Origin of the sequence: Terrabacter sp. C0L_2, assembly GCF_036352015.1 — a bacterium.
In the GTDB taxonomy this organism is placed as follows: Bacteria; Actinomycetota; Actinomycetes; order Actinomycetales; family Dermatophilaceae; genus Terrabacter; species Terrabacter tumescens.
Genome location: NZ_CP143557.1, coordinates 763,936 through 782,336 on the forward strand (window position 1 = coordinate 763,936; position 18,401 = coordinate 782,336).

At 67.9% G+C, this 18,401-nt stretch carries 11 protein-coding genes; 3 read left to right on the top strand and 8 right to left on the bottom strand.

Features of this window, described 5'->3' with window-relative positions:
* Positions 1–1,018: 1,018 nt before the first annotated feature.
* The 6 genes from U5C87_RS03605 to U5C87_RS03630 all read right to left on the bottom strand — a co-directional run bounded on the left by U5C87_RS03605 (position 1,019) and on the right by U5C87_RS03630 (position 10,391).
* A complete protein-coding gene (locus U5C87_RS03605) occupies positions 1,019–3,817 on the bottom strand; it encodes a restriction endonuclease (protein ID WP_330475278.1) in 2,799 nt (932 codons plus the stop codon).
* Entirely contained in the window at positions 3,801–5,768 is a 1,968-nt protein-coding gene (locus U5C87_RS03610) for a site-specific DNA-methyltransferase (RefSeq protein WP_330475279.1), read from the bottom strand. The genes U5C87_RS03605 and U5C87_RS03610 overlap by 17 nt, the downstream gene beginning before the upstream one ends.
* Positions 5,769–6,150: 382 nt before the next feature.
* Positions 6,151–7,128 (bottom strand): glycosyl hydrolase family 32, encoded by a 978-nt coding sequence (locus U5C87_RS03615; RefSeq protein ID WP_330475280.1) that lies wholly within the window; start codon positions 7,126–7,128, stop codon positions 6,151–6,153.
* 3 nt (positions 7,129–7,131) lie between these two features.
* Positions 7,132–8,106, bottom strand: coding sequence for a carbohydrate ABC transporter permease (locus tag U5C87_RS03620; protein WP_443082096.1), 975 nt, complete (start codon positions 8,104–8,106; stop codon positions 7,132–7,134).
* The gene (locus U5C87_RS03625; protein WP_443082097.1) at positions 8,103–9,089 is read right to left on the bottom strand and encodes a carbohydrate ABC transporter permease; all 987 of its coding nucleotides are present in this window, start codon (positions 9,087–9,089) and stop codon (positions 8,103–8,105) included. The genes U5C87_RS03620 and U5C87_RS03625 overlap by 4 nt, the downstream gene beginning before the upstream one ends.
* Positions 9,090–9,098: 9 nt before the next feature.
* Entirely contained in the window at positions 9,099–10,391 is a 1,293-nt protein-coding gene (locus U5C87_RS03630; protein ID WP_330475282.1) for an ABC transporter substrate-binding protein, read from the bottom strand.
* A 223-nt stretch (positions 10,392–10,614) separates the two neighbouring features.
* Here U5C87_RS03630 and U5C87_RS03635 point away from each other — a divergent pair, with 223 nt between their 5' ends.
* The gene (locus tag U5C87_RS03635; protein ID WP_330475283.1) at positions 10,615–11,637 is read left to right on the top strand and encodes a LacI family DNA-binding transcriptional regulator; all 1,023 of its coding nucleotides are present in this window, start codon (positions 10,615–10,617) and stop codon (positions 11,635–11,637) included.
* A gap of 7 nt (positions 11,638–11,644) precedes the next feature.
* On the opposite strand, the gene U5C87_RS03640 is transcribed toward U5C87_RS03635, so the two are convergent.
* Both U5C87_RS03640 and U5C87_RS03645 read right to left on the bottom strand, forming a co-directional pair.
* Positions 11,645–12,856 carry a glycosyltransferase gene (locus tag U5C87_RS03640; protein ID WP_330475284.1) on the bottom strand — a complete coding sequence of 404 codons (1,212 nt, stop codon included), beginning with the start codon at positions 12,854–12,856 and terminating at the stop codon, positions 11,645–11,647.
* Positions 12,857–12,921: 65 nt separating this feature from the next.
* Positions 12,922–16,155 carry a fibronectin type III domain-containing protein gene (locus U5C87_RS03645; protein WP_330475285.1) on the bottom strand — a complete coding sequence of 1,078 codons (3,234 nt, stop codon included), beginning with the start codon at positions 16,153–16,155 and terminating at the stop codon, positions 12,922–12,924.
* 76 nt (positions 16,156–16,231) lie between these two features.
* On the opposite strand from U5C87_RS03645, the gene U5C87_RS03650 reads away from it, so the two are divergent.
* Positions 16,232–16,597, top strand: coding sequence for a hypothetical protein (locus U5C87_RS03650; RefSeq protein WP_330475286.1), 366 nt, complete (start codon positions 16,232–16,234; stop codon positions 16,595–16,597).
* Between the two features lie 109 nt (positions 16,598–16,706).
* Positions 16,707–18,380, top strand: a complete 1,674-nt coding sequence (locus U5C87_RS03655) for an HNH endonuclease signature motif containing protein (RefSeq protein WP_330475287.1) — start codon at positions 16,707–16,709, stop codon at positions 18,378–18,380.
* Positions 18,381–18,401 lie beyond the last annotated feature (21 nt).

The following is an 18,401-nucleotide window of genomic DNA, read 5'->3' on the forward strand; positions in this document are numbered from 1 at the left end:
CAGGCGTGCGCCAAGGTTCTGGTCGTCCGAGCCGGGTACCACGATAGTCTGCGCGCTGTCTATGGCTGGTGCACGCTCACATTACCGGCCACGAACGACTCGCGAGTACAGGCGTTCACCGTGCAACTCTCCTCTCGCGGGCACCTGCCGCTCGTCCTGGTTATGACACCAGTCGGCCGGGTGTCCGACGAGCAGCTGGCACTCCTTCATGAGCACGCCGGCGGCATCTTGAGGCTTTTGACAACGAGGCACGACTCCGCGGATCGCGAGTTCAAAGGGCAGCATTGCTGACGCGCGGATACTAGCCTCATGAGACGTTCTAATCTGCCCTGTTCGTGAGCTCGTCGTCCACGTTCAGAGCACGAGTTCCCGGAGTGGTCTAAGCGATAAAGACGGCCACGTTCTCCGCGAAGCGACGCGCTGCCGCGCGGCGGAAGTCGACGGTGGCGTTGTTACTGCGCACTTCGGTGTTGATGGCGAACTCGATGGTGCAACCGCGCGGAAGGCGCTCGACGAGTTCCTTGTGGATGCGCGGCTGGTGCGCTGGGTAGAGCAGTCGGTCTCGGCATTTGCGGTAGTTGCTGGCTCGACGAGTCAGGGACTTTGACTCCCCGACGTAGAGCGTGCCGAGGCCCGCGTCGTCGATTGGAAGTCGGGTCCGTAGAGGCCAGGATCGTGCGTCAATGTTGGCAATTCCGGGGAGCCTCGGAATCCAGGACAATCGATCCCGACGGTCGCTCTTCTGGGAGGTTAAGCCCACGCCAGGCTGCCCGCTGGCATCGCGGCGCTGCCGCCTACTTGGAAGCCAAGCTTGGCCAGCAGGTGACAGCTGTTCTGCGTTTCGAAGCCCGTTCGTACGAGTCCTGTCGCGAGGGCCATGACCTGCTTGACCGGCCGGCGCAGGTCATCCGTCTAGACCCAGTCCTGGTGGATTGACTCGGGGTCATGCAAAGCGATTCGAAGGCACGCTAAATCCGGCGTCAGATAGACCTCTTCCCGTCCAACCCGAAGCGCACCATTACGCGTGCCCCTGACCGTCCGTCCATTCGACGTCGACGCGGAGTCCTGCCTCCGCTGTCGTGAAGTAGTAGTCGACTGGACCGACCGGCGCCTTCTCGAAGTGGCGACGAGCGAAGCGGATTCGCATGGCCTCGTCCCATTCGAGATCGTCGAGGCTGGTCGTGCCTTTGGTCTCGCGCAAGAGAAAGAGGCGCTCGGTGCCGTCAGAGTCGTAGACGATCGCCCAGTCCGGTGAGTACTCCCCGACCGGTGTGCGCACCTTGAAGCGGCGTGGCAACTTCGTGAAGAACTTGATGTGATCCGTGTTGTTCTCAAGTTGGGTGGCAAAGTCCCGTTCGACGTGGCTGTCATAGATGACGTGATCGAAGAGGTTAGTGCCGCCCTCGGGTGCCGGAACAACGCCGTTCTTCGGTTCGACTCCCCCGCGAGGAGGCGCCGGGTTCAGTTCTTCGGTCTCGAGGAAGACGACCTCGGCGTCCCACCAGTCCTTCTCGGCGTCGGGCTCGTAGCCGATGTGCTTGACCATCTCTTCGATCGTGACGGCGCGGATGGCGAGAGCCACGATGCGAGCCCAGCGCTCGGGATCATGGATCGCGCGAGCCTGAAGCTCGCTCGGGATGGCGGCGATGATCGCAGCCACGGTTGGGCGCGTGAGCTGCAGCGGGAATTTGGTGGAGATGAGTTGGTCCTCGATGAGACGAGCCAGATCTGGCAGCCGCTGGCCGACGATGGTGATCGACATGCCTGCGCTCTCTGCGACTTCGGTGTCAGTCGTAACGACCTTGCCCGCGTCGTCATAGACGAGTTCGGCCGACTGGACGATGTTCCGACGCTTGGCCAAGTATTCGATGGCTTTAAGATGCTCGGACGCAGCAACGGCGTTTGAAAGGACTGCCGCGTCGATGGTTACGCGGTACCGGGCCTTGTATCGAATACGTTCCCACAGCTCCTTGAACTCCGGGCTGAGGAACTTGTCGTTACGACGGCGCACCGTGACGGTGTTGTCCGCGTCATCTGGGGCAGGGCCTGGCCCGGAACCTCCGGCGACGTACTCCCGATTGAGTCCTTCGCGGAACTCGCTGAACGTCTCGTCGACGACCAAAGTCAGGCGGCACATGGTCGGGTCTGTAACTCGGCGACCGTCCTCGTCGACGGGGAGACGGAGCCCGCGCCCGATCTGTTGGCGTCGCTCGACCTCAGAACTGCTGTGCCGCAGAAAGCCGACCTGGAAGACGTTGGGGTTGTCCCAGCCCTCCTTGAGTGCGGAGTGGGAGAAGATGAAGGCGCGCGGGTTGTCCTTAGTGAGGATGAGTTCCTTGTTGGCAACAATCTCTTCAAAGGCGCGCGCCTGCTCCTCCTGTGCCTTGGCAGAGCCGCCATTGGCGTCCTTGTAAATGCCCGACTTCGTTGACGGGAAATAGTGCACTCGCAGGGTCGCCGGATCCGGGCAAAGATCACCATCTTTGCCCGCGCGCTGCCATTCCTCGCGGTACAGCTGGTCGAACATGCTCGGAAGCACCGGCGCCGGCTGCTCCTCAACCGGCCAGTAGTCGGCGACGCGCTCGACGAAGAATAGCGAGAGCACCTTCACGTCGTAGCCCATGCCGTCGATCTGGTCCTGACGATGGATGTGGGCTCGGATGGTGTGGCGTATCTGGTCCTGCCAGAGGGCGAGCCGGTCAACCCCTATCTCTTCGCCAACCCTGAGAACCGTGCCGTTCTCAAACACGATGCGGTCAGGCTTGCGCTCGAACCGATCGACCACCATGCCGCGGTATGGAGCGAGCCCCTTCGAGATCTCGTAGAGATCGTCTCCATTCTGGAGCACGACGGATGTTCGCTTTGGACTGTCGGCCGAGTTTATGTCGATCATCACGTCGCCGAAGAGCCGTTTCGCCTTTTGCCGCACCTTGTCGACGCGCAGGTAGGGCTTGCCGGAATCGCCGGGAGAGATGCCCTTCACCGAGACCCTCTTGACGAGGCCAAGCTCGGTCGCAGCCTTCGGCCCGAGCCGGTGCACGAGGTTGAACTTCTCAGCGTGGGTGGCGCTGTACCGGAGCGCGACGAGCGGGTTGAGCGTGGCGATTGCCTTCTTGCGCAGGTCTGTCTTGAAGTTCTGCGGCTCATCGACGATCACCACTGGGCGAGCGTTGGAGATCGAGTTCATGCCACTGCCCGACTCGCCCCACAACTGCGGCTGCTCGGCCTCCTGATAGACGACGCCGGTGTCGGGCTTGTCGATAGCCTGAACGCTGGCGACGAGGAACTGGACGGTGCTACTTGGCTCGAGGAAGTCATCGAGCGCCGGCCCTTCGCCGAGCACACCCCAGCGGTACTGCAGCCCCGGGAACTTGGCGCGGAAGTGCTCCTCGGTCTGCTCGAAAGTCTTGACGACTCCGGCGCGGATCGCGACCGAGTGGACGAGGATGACGAACTTGCGCAGGCCGTGGGTCTGCGCCATCTGCAGCGCGGTCGCAATGTAGACGTAGGTCTTGCCGGTGCCCGTCTCCATCTCGACCGAGAAGTTAGGAAAGTCGCGCGACGCGCCTTGCAGGTCGTCGTCGACCTCCAGGAGCTCTAGACCACTCTGCTTGTCGACGCCTTCCTCACGTTCGGTCACGACCGCCAGTTGGTCGCTGAGCGTGTCGCGTTCGAGTGTGAAGCCGGCGTGACCGTTTGCTCCCGGCGGCTGACCGGCGAGTCCGCCGAGTGGAGGCGTCAGCGCACCATCAAAGAGGTCCGTGACCGCCTTGATCGCGGCCGCCTGATGTGGCTGGTCCTCAAAGCGAAACTTCACGGGCCACCCGCTCGAGGAGCACAAGGTTCTTCTGCAGGCGTGGCGCGAGCGTCAGGGTGGTGGCATCGTCGACCTTGTCGCCACGCAGGATGAGCGTATCGTCAGGCGACAGATTGAGCTTGTCGGCGGTCTCCACCGTGAACGCGTCAAGCGAGACGAATAGTCGGCCAGTGCCTGCATCGTCAGCTGGTGTGAACTCGAAGGCGACGATCCCGTCGACATCGTGGGTGACAACTCTGGCATCTAGCCGGGTTCCGGTTGCCTTGAGCACTGTTTCCCATGCGACGGCCATGTCAGGAGCACCAATCGCCACGGGCGATGCTTGTGCGACGACGAGCGCCTCTTGCACGTACTCCTGTCCAGTCATCCCAGTCGTCGCAACGATCGGCTTCTCGATGACCAGGTTGGTCTTGCGCAAACGGAACACCCGAAAGCCCAGCAAGTCGTCACCTATGGCCTTCGCCTGACGCCGAAGACGCTCGGCGGTCACCTCGAAGATGGTCTCGTAGCCGGCCTTCCGGGCGTTCTTCCCGGATTCCTCCGAATCGTCGGGCTTCTCCGGCACCTGCACGAGCACCCAGGTGCGGGTCTTCCCGTCTTTCGGGTTCTGCTCCCACACTGCATGGCCCGTGGAGCCAGAGCCGGCGAAGAAGTCGATGACGAGATCACCGTCGCCGGTGAGCGAGTGTATAAGGCGCGCGAGCACGTCGGTGCTCTTCGGGTCGTCGAACACCTTGGCACCCATCAGCTCGTCCAGGGCAGTCGATGCGGCACGGCGGTCGCGATAGAACACCGAGGGTGGTGCCCAGTGCTCGCGCATGTGGAGGTAGGCCTTGATCTGGACACGCTTGGACTTGTTCTTGGGGTAGATCAGGCGACCGTCGGCGTCCAACTCTGCCATCTTGGCCTTCTCGTAGCGCCATCCGTTGTCTGGGGGGCTGTATCCCTTCCAGTCATAGACAAGGTTCTCCCGGTAGTTCGGGCTTGAGATGTTGTCCGGAAACCAGATGCCACGCTCGTCTACCCGGTTGTAGTGGGCATGAGCCTTCGACGGGTTCTCATCCGACAGTGACTTGTACCAGTCCCGCAGGTTCTTGGTCATGGCTGCGTAATCGGTGCCATGCTGGGCACGCAGCTCATCGACCTTGGCGTAGATCGGCCCAAGGCCCTCCTTGCGCTCCCGCCAACGGACGTCGTTGGCCTTGAGCCACGCCCGATCACGGGCGTAGACGAGGATGTAGTCTTGGCCGCCACCGGTCAGCTTAGCGTCACCCTTTCGTGCGCCCCGCCAGGTGAACATGTCGACGAAATTGGCGGCGCCGAAGACTGCGTCGAGAAGCAGTCGGAGATGATGGACTTCGTTGTTGTCGATCGACACGAGGATCACGCCGTCGCGCTTGAGTAGGTGCCGTGCCACAGCAAGCCGCGGGAACATCATCGTGAGCCACGGCGCGTGCTTCTTGCCGGCTTTTTCCAGCTTGCTCGTGGTGATGTTGCCCTGTTCGTCGACTTGTCCCGAGGTGCGGAGGTACTCACTCTCTGGGATCGAGTAGTCGTCGTTGTAGGTGAAGGTGTCGCCGGTGTTGTAAGGCGGGTCGATGTAGATCAGCTTGGCCGCGCCGCTGTAGCCAGACTTGAGCAGTTTTAGTACCTGCAGGTTGTCGCCTTCTATCAAGACGTCGCGGGCCGTGTCCCAATTCAACGAAGCGTCGGGGTCAGGTATTAGCGTCGCCGTCGTGGCCGCGCGGGCGTGCGCTCGGGCGACTTCGATACCCGGCCAGGTGAACGAGAACGACGCTCCAGATGTGTGCGAAGCACCTAGCGCATCGAGCAAGAGACCTGCGTCCAGCCTGCCGTCGGGGAAGGCCCCAGGAACCAACTCCGCCAGCACGGACAGCAACTCCTGCTGCGGGTCAGGTGTAGCGCCTGGCACCTGTGAAACGTCTGTCATACCCCTACCTTGGTCCTCGATCTGGCAAAAACCAGACGAAAGAGTCGGCTCTGGCTCGACAGGAACCCTACCGACGACGACCGACACGAGCGAAGATTCCCTCCACAGCCGTCGGCGTGGTTTGTACCGCCATGGACGGACCGCAGACTGTAGTGCAGCACACTGGCAGCTTTTTCAGCTCGGTCTGCCGGCGAGCGAGCTTCGGCATCTGCGGGAGAACTCGGGGGCGCGATGCGCACTGATCGAAGCGCGGGTGTGCTGACAGCATGAGTGACTGGTGCGGCGTGCGGGCCTATCCGTGGGAGCCCGTCGGGCCGCTATGACACGGGAGCGCTCGTCAGTTGCGGTCCGGCAGCGGTCGCAAACTGCGGCGCAGCGCGCCTCAGTTGCTCGCCGCGTGCCCGGGACTCTGCGAAGGCGTGAGCGCCAGCCGGTCACCGTCCCAAGACACCGCATACGGATCGGTGATCTCGCCGACGAAGGCGCCGTCGCGGTCGTGCACGAACGCGAGCAGCTTCGTGTCCCCCGTCTCTCGCTCGGTGACGAACTTGCCGACGTAGAGGGACGGGTCGTCGATGACCTGGGCGCCGGCGATGTCGTAGGGCCCGAGGGGCGACTTCGCATCCGCGATCCACACGCCGCCCGTCACCCCACCGGCCCGAGCGGCCTCCGGCATGTCACCGACCATGCAGTTGAAGAGCAGCACGTCGCGGCCGTCGACGACGAAGGGCTGCAGCACCTCGAGCTGCCCGAACCCCTGCCCCGGTGACGAGAGCGGCTCCCGCAGCTCCCAGGTCTCCAGGTCGGCCGACCACGCGTGCCCGACCACGCCACGGTCCACGACATCGCCGTGGTTGGCGCGCGCCGTGATGAGCATGTGCCAGCCGTCCCCGTCCGGGTCAGGCAGCACCCAGGGGTCGCGGAACGCCTCGTCGTGCCAGTTCCCGTCGGCGAAGGTCTCGTACCACCGCGGGTCGGCCGACAGCACCGGCCCCGGCGCCTTGTCCCACGTCATGAGGTCGGCCGACACGGCATACCCGATCGACTGCACGTTCGCGCCCACCTCGTTGAGGCGCGCTCCCGTGTAGAACATGAACCAGCGCCCGTCCGGGTGCCGCACGACCGACCCGGTCCACGTCGCGAGCTCGTCGAAGGCCGGCGCGTCCGAGCGCACGAGCGCGTCAACCACTCGCTCCCAGTGGACGAGGTCGGACGACACCGCGTGACCGACCGACGCCCGGTAGTGCCGAGCGTGCGGGTCCTTGAGAGCACGCGACGCGTAGAGGAAGAACAGGTGGTATTGCTCGCCGTCGTCGACGGTCCAGAAGTCCCACACCCACGCCTCGGGGAGCTTGAACACGAGTCAGCCTTTCACGCCGGAGGAGGCGATGGAGTTGATGAACGATCGCTGGAAAGCCACAAACAAAACCAGCACGGGCGCGGTGATCATCGACGCGTACGCCATGATCTGCCCCCACGAGGTGTTGAGCTGCTTGAAGTAGTCGATGCCGACCATGACCGGCCGCAACTCCTCGGTCTGCACCGACATGAGCGGCCAGAGGTACTGGTTCCACATCGGCAGGAAGGTGAGGATCGCGACCGTCGCGACGGCCGGCCCCGACAGCGGCATGACGATGCTGCGGTAGATGCGGAACCACCCCGCGCCGTCGACCTTCGCCGCCTCGTCGAGCTCCTTCGGGATCGAGTCGAAGTACTGGTAGAAGAGGAAGATCGAGAAGGCGTTGGCGATGAACGGCACGATCTGCACCTGGTAGGTGTCGAGCCAGCCCTCGCTGAAGCCGTCCGGCCCGAGGAAGGGCAGCTTGTTGGACCACCACAGCAGCGGCAGCGCGAGCGTCTCGAACGGCACGATCAGCGTCGCGAGGATGATGCCGAGCACCGCGCCCGCGCCGCGGAAACCGATGCGCGCCAGGGCGAACGCCGCCATCGAGTTGACGACGATTCCGAGCACCACCGTGACGACGGTGATGATGACGGAGTTCATCATGAACTGCGCGAAGGGAACTCGCCCGAAGACGCCCGTGTAGTTGTCAGCAGAGATGTCGCCGACGGGCAGGAACGCCTTCCAGCTGCCGAGGTCGTCGAAGATCTGCAGGTCCGGCTTGAAGCTGCTGACGAACATGAACAGCAGGGGCAGCCCGAACACGAGGCAGAGCACGATGCGGGCGAGCACGCCGAGAGGCTTGCGTATGCCGTGTCGTCCCGAGTCCCCACGGCGCGGTGCCGTCGTGGTCGGGTCGGCGACGTGCGCGAGGTGGTCCGACCCGAGGCCCGAGCTGGGACCCCGGCCGAAGTCCGGTGCGGTGGCGGTGCTCATCGCGCGTCCTTGTCTCGGGTGAAGTAGCGGTTGACGAGGGTGACGGCGAGCACGAGCACGAAGAAGACGAGCGAGATCGCCGAGGCGTAGCCGGTCTGCTGCTGCTGGAAGCCGGTGCGCACCGCCATGAGCACGACCGTCGACGTCGAGTCGAGCGGGCCGCCCTGGGTCATGATGTTGACCTGGGTGAAGAGCGCGAACGCCGAGATCGTGATCGTGATGAGGATGAAGGTCCGCGTCGCCCGCAGCCCGGGCCACGTGATGTAGCGGAACTTCTCCCACGTGCCGGCGCCGTCGAGCTCGGACGCCTCGTAGAGCTCGCCGGGGATCGTCTGCAGCCCCGAGAGCCAGATGACCATGTGGAAGCCCATCGCCTGCCACGCCGACATGAGGATGATCGCGAGTAGCGCCGTGTGCGGGTCGCCGAGCCAGTCGGGCCCGTCGATGCCGAACTTCAGCAGCACCTGGTTGATGAGGCCGTTCTTCTGGTACATGAACAGCCACAGCATCGACACGACGACCATCGACGTCACGACCGGCAGGAAGTAGACGGTGCGGAAGAAGTTGACCCCGCGCATCTTGACGTTGACGAGCAGCGCCAGCCCGAGCGCGCACGCCGACTGCACCGGCACGATGACCGCCGCGAAGATGATCGTGTTGCGCAGCGACGCCCAGAACGTGTCGTCCTCGAAGAGGCGCACGAAGTTGTCGACGCCGATGAACTCCGCCGGCCGCGGGCTGATGAGCCGCGCGTTGGTGAACGCCAGCCCGAAGGTGAGGCCGATCGGGATGAGCAGGAACGTGATGAGCAGGATCCCCGCCGGCAGCAGCATGAGCAGCGCCGTCGTCGTCGAGGAGCGCGAGCCGCTGACGGACCTGCCGGCGGAGCCGGGCGTCCCGGGGGTGCCGGCGGCGCCCTTGCGCCGCCGGCCCCTTCGCGTCGTCGCCGCCGAGGCGTCCTCGGCCGCAGTGATGGTCGTCATGTCAGTCACTCACTGGAAGTAGCCGTTGGACTTCTGGTTGGCGTCGATGTCCTTCACGGCCTGGTCGAGGGCCTGCTTCGGGTCCGCGCCGTTGAGGATGTCCTGCGCCGTCTTGGTGAACTCCGTCGCGATGAACGGGTAGCCCGGCGTCACGGGGCGCAGCACGGCGAACTTCTTCGCGTACTCGAGGAAGAGCTGGTTCTCCCCGCCCTTCTCGTAGCCCTTGACCTGGGCCGCGGCGGCGTCGGTGGCCGGGATGTTGTTCGTGTCGCGGGCGACGCTCGCGACGTACTTGTCCTGCGCCGCGAACTTCATGTAGTCGAGCGCGCCGGCCTGGTCGGAGCAGTTCTGCGAGATGCCCCACTGCCACGAGCCGCCACCGATCTTCGGCCCGGTGCCGAGGTCCGGCGGCGGGAGGAAGAGGGTGTCCTTGCCGAAGGCCTTGCGGGTGTCGACCGCGGTCCACGTGCCGTTGTAGAGGATCGCGGACTTGCCGTTGATGAAGTCCTTCGCCGGGTCGGCGCCGGACTTGAGCGGCACGAGCCCGTCGGTGACGAGGCTGCGGAACCACGTGGCCCACTCGACGGCCTTGGGGCCGTTGAGGGCGCCGTCGGCGCTCTTGTAGTCGGTGCGGTTGATGAGGTCGCCACCGAAGCTCTGGAGCATCGGGGAGTACGCGTAGGGCCACCACTCGCCGGTGAAGCTCGTCGCGATGTCGAGCGGGTTCGCGAAGTCGCCCGATGCCTTGAGCTTCTTCAGCGCCGCGGTGAACTCGTCCTTGGTCCACGGCTGGTCGACGGTCGGGACGCGGATGCCGTACTTGTCGAGGATCGACTTGCGCGTGACCATGACGAGCGCGACGTCGTAGTAGCCGTAGGAGTACGTCTTATTGTCGAACTTGCCGAGGACGGTCGGCAGGTACTTCGACAGGGTGTCGTCCATGCCCTCGAGCGGGGCGAGGTAGCCGGCCCAGGCCCAGTTGGGCACGTTCGGGCCGTCGATGTCGAGGATGCACGGGAGCTTCTTGGAGGCCGCGGCCGCGACGACGGACTGGTTGTAGGAGTCCTGCGGGAAGGCCTGGATCGTGACCTTGTACTTGCTCTGGCTCTTGTTGTAGTCGTTCACGATGTTCGTGATCGCAGCGAGCTCGGCCTTGTTGCCGGCGTTGTGCGTCCACATCGTCAGCTCGCCACCGGCGCCGCCGGAGCTGGAGCTGCTGCCCTTGGTGCAGGCGGCCATGGACAGGGGCAGCGCCGCGGCCAGCAGGCCGACGGCGACGCGCTTGGTGGTGGTGAGCTTCATCGGTCCTCCGTGGTGGGAAGGTCAGCGCCAGTGCTAAAACCTTTCAGCACGAGACCGTAGAGCCTTGGGCGCCGATCGCGCAAGAGGTTGCTAAATCCTTTTCACCAGCGGTGATGCGAAATCGACGTCGCTACCGTGGGGTAGGCTGACGCCGGGTGCCGCGGGCAGGGGCCACACGGCATACGCACTGTCGCGACGACGCGACGCGAAGGGACCGATCACAGTGAACAAGCGACCGACGCTCGCCGACGTCGCCGCGCGAGCGGGCATGTCCAAGACCGCGGTGAGCCTCGTGCTCAACAACCGCCCCGGCTCGCGCCTGTCCGACGATGCGGTCGCCCGCATCCACGAGGCCGCGCGCGAGCTCGACTACCGCCCCAACGCCCAGGCACGGTCGCTGCGGCTCGGCACCACAGGCACCGTCGGCTTCATCTCCGACGACGTGACGGTCACCCGCTTCGCCTCACCCATGATCCGCGGGCTGCTCGACGCCGCCGACGAGCAGGACCGGGGCGTCCTCATCGCCGAGACCTTCAAGCACCCCAAGCAGCTGCGCAAGGCCATGGAGGCCATGGTCGACCGCCAGGTCGACGGCCTCATCTTCGGCGCGCTCTCGGCTCGGCTCGTCGACCTCCCACCGCTGCCGGCGGGCATGCGCGCGGTCACCGTCAACTGCGTCAACCCTGAAGTGCCTGTCGCGGTCCTCCCCGACGAGGAGCAGGCCGGGTATGCCGTCACCCGCCAGCTCCTCGACGCCGGCCATGCTGCAGGGTTGGCCATCATCGGCAACGCCCCTGTCGCCCGGTCGGATCCGCGGGTGTCGGTCACGATCAACCGGCGCTTCACGGGGATCCAGCGAGCGCTCGACGAATCCGGCGTGAGCCCAGTCGCCGTGGAGGACATCGAGTTCTGGGAGCCGTGGAACGGCTACGACGCCACGAAGCGGGTCCTCGAGTCCGACGCTCCGGTCACGGCGCTGCTCTGCCTCAACGACCGCGTCGCATTCGGCGCCCACCAGGCGTTGACGGAGCGCGGCCTGCGGGTGCCCGACGACGTGTCCATCGCCTCGTTCGACGACGACGAGATCGCCTCCTACATGCGGCCGGCGCTGACGACCGCGCGGCTGCCCTACGAGCAGATGGGGCGACAGGCTCTCGAGCTGCTGCTCCAGCCCGAGGAGTCGCCGGGCGAGCGCCTCGTGGAGATGCCGCTCCAGGTGCGCGAGTCCATCCGGTCCCTCACCTGACCGACTCCTACGGTCGGTCGGCGCTCTCGTCGGCTCGAGGCGCCCAACGGCGCATGAGGTCGGCCGCCACCTCGTCGGGGTGGGGCAGCCGGTCCAGCTGAGCCCGAAGTTGTTGGGCGGCAGCCCTTTCCGGTGCAGCGGGATCGACGAGCGCGGTCACCGCGTCGCGGACGCTGCCCGGTGCGGCGCCGGGAAGGACGACGCGCGCCGCGCCCTGCTCGACGAGGCGGTTGCCGTTCCAGAACTGGTCGGCGCCCTGGGGCACGACGACCTGCGGCAGCCCGTGCTGGACGGCGCCGAGCACGGTCCCCGAGCCGCCGTGGTGCACGACGAGGTCGACGTGTCCGAGCACCGCCACCTGGTCGACGAACGACTCGACGTGCACCGACGGGTGCTCGTGGCCGACCTCGTCAGCCGATCCGGGGCGACCGGTGACGACGAGCACCTCGCAGCCGGCAGCCACCACCTCGTCGGCCACGGCGAGCAGCTTCTCGCTGTTGCCGAAGATCGTCCCCAGCGTCAGCAGCACCCGCGGCGCATCGTCCGGGCGCCGTTCTCTCGTCAGCCAGTCCGGCACCCGCGGGCCGGGCTCCGACCACGCGTGCGGTGCGATCTCGCGCGTCGGGAAGGGCGGGTGCGAGCCGAACGCCGCGTCGTCGGAGCCCTCCCCCGCCACGCGCAGGAACGCGGGGTGCGCCTCGAGATAGACGTCCGCCGCCTCGCCGACCGAGCTGACCGGTGAGCCGTCCGTGCCGCGCAGCTCGGCTCCCCACCGCTCCAGCGCCGCGGCATACACGCCGTCCCAGCGCGGCCCCCACCCGACGACGCTGAAGACCGCCGTCGGCACCCCGATCCGCCGCGCGGCGACGATGCCGGCCACGTCGGTCTGCTCGACGACGACGAGGTCAGGCCGCCACTCCTCGGCCACCGCGCAGGTCGGCTCGAGCAGGTGCGGGGCCGCGGCCTCGACGAAGAGCACACGCGCGAAGTCGTCGGTCGGCGGCCGGCCCTTGGGCATCGTCGAGAAGGCCTCGGCGTGCGCGTCCGCGAAGCGCCAGCCCGGCTCGGCACCGAGGACGGTCGGCACGGGCAGCCGACCCTCGAACTGCGACCCCGTGGCGAAGAGGACGTCGGCGCCCAGGCCCTGGAACGCCGTCGCGAGCGGCACGAGCGGATAGGTGTGTCCGTGCGCGGGCAGCGCCGCGAAGAGCACCCTCATCGCTCCACGATCCCACCGGCCGGCGGCCCCCGAGGCGAAACGCCGGCACCCCGGGGGACGGAAGGTCAGTGCGACGTGACGACCTTGACCTGACCTGCCACGACACACGCATACGTCGATGTGCACTCGAGCTTGCGCAGCTCGTCGAACGGCTTCCCCGACACCCCGTAGAGGCCGGTCTCCTGCGCAGCCTGGTTCCACGAGGCCCCGTTGAAGCTCGCGACCGAGCCGTCGTGGAGCAGGGCCGCGCAGAAGGTCGTGACGGGGCAGGCGAGGTCGACCACGTTCGAGAGGTCGTACGTCTGGGACGGCGGCACCGGTCTCCAGCTCGTGCCGTCGAAGCGCACCGCGGACCCACCCTCGTCGACGGCGAGGCACATCGTCGTCGTCGCGCACGACACGACGGCGCTCCGGTCGCTGCCGGCGACGAGGTCCTTGGGGGCCGACCAGGTCGAGCCGTTCCACTTCGACCAGTAGCCGTTGACCCCGTTGACGGCCAGGCAGAACGTCCTGCTCAAACAGTCGACGTCGGTCCAGCCCGCCGCGTTGGGGGTGGAGAAGACGGACGTGGGCGCGCTCCACGACGAGCCGTTGAAGGTGGTCACGCGGCCGATGCTGTCGAAGGCCACGCACCAGCCGGCCACCGGGCACTCGGGCTCGCCGAGACCCCTGGGCGTGGCAGCAGCAGCGGTGTCCGGCGACCACGTCGTCCCGCTCAGGGTGCGCCACGTCTCCTGCTCGGGCGAGGTCGTCAGGCACCATGTCGTCCCCGCGCACGCGGCGGTGTCACGGCGCCCAGAGATGGAGACCGCCCCGCCCCACGTCGACCCGGTCAGCCGGTAGGCCTTGCCGCGACCGTCCGTCGCCAGGCAGCTGCCGGCGGCTCCGCACGAGAGGTCCATGATGCCGCCGCGGGTCACGTCGAAGGTCGCGAGGCTGCCCCACGACGTGCCGTTGAAGCGTGTGTAGCGGCCCCGGCTGTCGACCCCGAGACAGGTCGCCCCACGGCACGCCAGCGCGAAGCCCCAGATCGGCGCCATCCTCGCGGGCCTGGTCCACGACGAGCCGTTCCACCGGGACCATTCGGAGGCCATGGTGTCGACGGTCATGCAGAACGTCGCCGAGGTGCACGACACCCGCACCCCGTCGAAGCGGTTGTTCGGGTCGAGCCCTGCCACCGTGGTCCAGGTCGACCCGTTCCAGCGGACCGAGCGCCCACCGCCCGAGGTCACCATGCAGAACGACGCGCTCGTGCACGCCACGTCGTACGTCGAGGAGCCGGCCGGCTGGATCCTCGTCGACATCCACGCGCTGCCGTTCCACCGCGCGGCCCACCCGACGGAGCTCATGTCCTGACCCACGGCCATGCAGAACGTCGACGACACGCAGTCGACCCGCGACGCCGACCCGCTGAGCTTCGCCGGGGTCGTCCACGACGTGCCGTTGAAGCGGGCCACCCACGCGCTCCAGTCGTCGGCCTGGCCGACGGCGACGCAGAACGTCGTCGAGGTGCAGTCGGCGCTCGTCAGCGTGATGGACCCACCTGCCGAGGTCTTCAGCCGCGAGACGGCGCTCCACACGCCGGACCGGTACGTCACGACGCCTCCGTGGCCGGCGACCGCCATGCAGAACGACGTCGACACGCACGACAGCGTGCCGAAGCCGCCGTCCTCGTCGCCGTCGGCGACGGCGAGCGCCCGCTTGGGCGCGCTCCAGGCCGAGCCGTTCCAGGTGAGCACCTGCCCCGAGGAGTCGCCCGCCAGGCACCACGAGGTGCCGACGCACGACAGTGCCTGCGGGGAGCCGACGAAGGGCGCGACGCGCGCCGGTGTCTCCCACGTCAGCGGGGTCGTCGTCGCCGAGGCCGTCGTGCCCGAGTAGATGTTGGGGAACGCGTCGTGCGGCCACAGCGAGTAGCCGTACGTCGTGCCCGGCGTCAGGTTGGTGTCGGTGAAGCTCGTGCCCGTCGTCTCCGCGACGACACTGCCCTCCCAGATGTCACCGGTCGCGGGGCCGTCGACGACGCGGCGGATCGTGACACCCGCGAAGTCGGCATCGGTGGGGTTCTGCCACGTCAGCGTCACGGACGTCCGCGTCGGCTGCGTCATGACGAACGAGGTCAGCGGGCCGGGGCCGATGCTGTCCACCGGTGGTCCGTTGACGTAGCCGACGACGTCCGCGACGAGGTCGACCGACCCCGACGACTGCACGATCAGGGAGACGTAGCCCTCCGCCCCGACCGGCGCCAGCACGAGGTTCGCGTCGTTGCGCCCCTTGGTGAACTGCACCTGCGAGCCGGTCGGCATGTTGCTCACGGAGGGCAGCACGCTGACCCGTCCCTGTGCGGTCGCCCGCGTCGCCGTCACGTTGAGCAGCACGGCGTGCACGTTGCTCGACGGAACGCCGCCCTTGCCCGTCACCACGACGGACGCCCACCCATGGTTCGAGACCTGTCCGCCGCCGTCGGTGCGCGTGTCGAGCAGGCGGACTGGTGCGACGGCCGTCGTCATGCCGTCGGCGAGGGTCGTCTCGGGGGCGCCCGGCGTGCGGGCGCGCAACCAGCCGACGACGTCCGCGACGGCGTGCACCGAGCCGCTGCTCGTGACGCGCACGTCGACCGTGCCCGCGTCGGACAGCGGCACGAGCACGAGGTTCGCCCGAACCTGACCGGTCGAGTAGTTGAGGTTCGAGGTCGTCACCGCACCCGTCAGGGTCGGCGCCACGGTGAGGTAGCCGGCCGCCGTACCGCCCGTCGCCGTGACGTTGAGAAGCACCGCGTCCGCGCCGTCGGCCGGGACGCCGCCGCGACCGGCCACCGGGAGCGTCACCGTGGAGCCGCCGGTGCGGATGCCCTTCGGGGCGCCCGTGCCGTTGCGCGTGTCGAGCAGCCGCTGCGGCGCCAGCGGGACGTATGCCCCCGGCTCGGTCGCGTCGCCCGCGTCGACCCAGCCGACGACCTCCGCGAGCAGCTGCACCGAGCCCGAGCCGCCGACGTGCAGCTCCGCGCGCCCGTCCGCCGACAGCCGCGTCACCACGAGGTTGGCCGCGATGTCGCCCGTCGCGTAGTTGAGCGACGACGCCGTCGGCACCGCCTCACCGCTTGCGTATGCCGTGACGAACCCTGCGCCCGTCGGTGACACGGCCGTGATGGTGAGGGCCACGGCGCCGACTCCCGTCGTGGGCACGCCTTCGCGCCCGGCCACCTGGAACGAGACGCCCGAGCCCGACGCGACCGGTGCCTTGGGAGCGCCGAGTCCCGAACGCGTGTCGAGCAGGCGGTGGGCGGGCAGGGCGTGCATCGCACCTGGCAGTGCCGCGGTCCCGCTCGTGCTCGGTGAGTCACTCTGCGGCGCAGTGGTTTTCAGGTTGCTTGACGTGGGAGTCGCAGACGACGTGGTGGTCGAGAGTGCGGGCGTCGGGTCCGCCGTGCCGGAGCGTTCACGCCTGGTCTTCGCCGCGTCGGCCCCGGATCCGGTCGTCGACGGGGTCACCACCGAGCCGGCACTCGGTGACACGCTCGGTGAGACGCTCGGTGACACGCTCGGCGACGGGGCACCCAGCGAGGTGGGGGCACCCGCGGGCGGGACGGCATACGCCATCGCCATCGACCCTGCGGGGGACGGCGACGCGACGACGGTGGTCAACGCCAAGGACGCCGCGACGGCAGCCACGGCAGCACGCAGAGTGGGCATGGTTCCCCTGTTCCGAGCCGCCCACCATGGTGCGGCTGGCCAAGGATAGGGCCGCCGGGGCGGAGACGGGGGCCGATCGGGGACGTCCGTTTTGGGGTGCCCCCGAGCGCCTGCGACTCGCTCGGGGGACTGTCGGTGGTCGCCCGTAGTGTCGTTTCATGGCAGAGGACGCAGACGTGCTCGAGCTCCTGAGGAGCCGGCTCGCCGACCTGGAGGCGCGGCAGCGCACCACCGGCGGCACGTCTGCGCGCGACTTCTGGGAGCGCTTCACGGAGACTCCTGCGACTGCGACGGACGACCGCTGTGCGGCCGCACGTGCAGGCGCAGGCGCAGGTGCAGGTGCGGGTGCAGGCGCAGGTGCAGGTACAGGCAAGGGTCGCGGGCGTGCCCGTCGGGTCGCACCCGAGTCGCGTCCGGTCACCGCCGCGCACGGCCCGTGGGCCGGGTGGTCGGCCGAGAGCCTCGAGGCGCTGGACCCCGGCCCCATGCGACCGCTCACCGAGGCGGAGTGGCGCGAGATGATCGACGACCCCGCCTGGATCGAGGCCGTCGAGGAGCAGGCAGCCGCCCACGACGACACGTCCGGTGACAGCGACCGGCACGAGGCGGTTGCCCTCGACGCGCTCGTCGGCTTCGCCCTCGACCATCATGCGAGCGCCGACCTCACTGCGGCGGCCGAGCTCATCGCGCGCCAGCGGCGCAACCACGAGGTGATGCTCGTCAACGTCGTCTCCGAGCTCGTGGCGCGTGGCGTCGACGCGCCCGACGGGCTCTCGCGCGCCGACTGGCTGCGCAGCCACGACGCCTCGTTGACGGCCGGCCAGGCGAAGTCGTTCGTGGCCGTCGGCACCGCGCTGGCCGACCCGCGCTGGTCCCGGCTGCGGCTGCTCGTCACCACCCAGCAGGTCACCGTCGGCAACGCCGCCCAGATCGTCGACTTCGACGCGCGCACCGCTCCGGTCGCCGACCCGAACGACCTGCGCATCGCCCTCGACGACCTGACCGACCAGGCCCGGCAGCTGCGGCCCGAGGAGCTGGGCCGGCTCGTGCGCCACCACACCGAGCAGGTCAGGCCGCCCCGAGACGAGGACGCCCTCGACCGCGGCCGGCGCGACGCCCGCGGGCTGTGGTTCACCCAGCCCAACGCCACCGGGATGGTCGGGCTGCGCGGCGTGCTCGACCCCGAGGGCGCCGCCATCCTCAAGTCAGCCATCGACCCGCTCTCCGTCCCGCACCCCGAGAAGGACGACAAGGGCCGCACCATCGCGCCCGACGAGCGCACGCCGGCCCGGCGCCGCATGGACGCGCTGCTCGAGATCGTCCAGCGCGGCGTCGCCTCGGCTGCCGGCGTGGCCACCACCGACAAGGCCAAGGTCGTCGTCCTCATCGACCTCGAGACGCTCCGGTCCGACCTCCACGACGACGTCCCTGAAGCGTTCCGACGTCAGGACGCAGCGGGCGCCACGGGCACCGGCATCACCCTGTCGGGAGACGTGCTGTCGCCGGGCGTCGTGCGCCGGATGGCCTGCGACGCCGAGATCATCCCGATGGTGCTGGGCGGCGACAGCGAGCCGCTCGACGTCGGCCGCGGCGAGCGCCTCTACACCCGGGCGCAGCGGATGGCACTCATCGCCCGCGACCGTGAGTGCACGTGGGCGGGCTGCACGGTGCCCGCGACGTGGTGCGACGTCCACCACACGATCCACTGGAGCCGCGGCGGACCCACCTCGCTCGAGACCGGCGCGCTGCTGTGCCGCAAGCACCACACCGAGGTCCATCAGCGCGACCTCACGGCGACGGTCACCTCGCTCGGCGTCACCTGGCACACCTGACCGGCGCGCCCCGCACCCTGC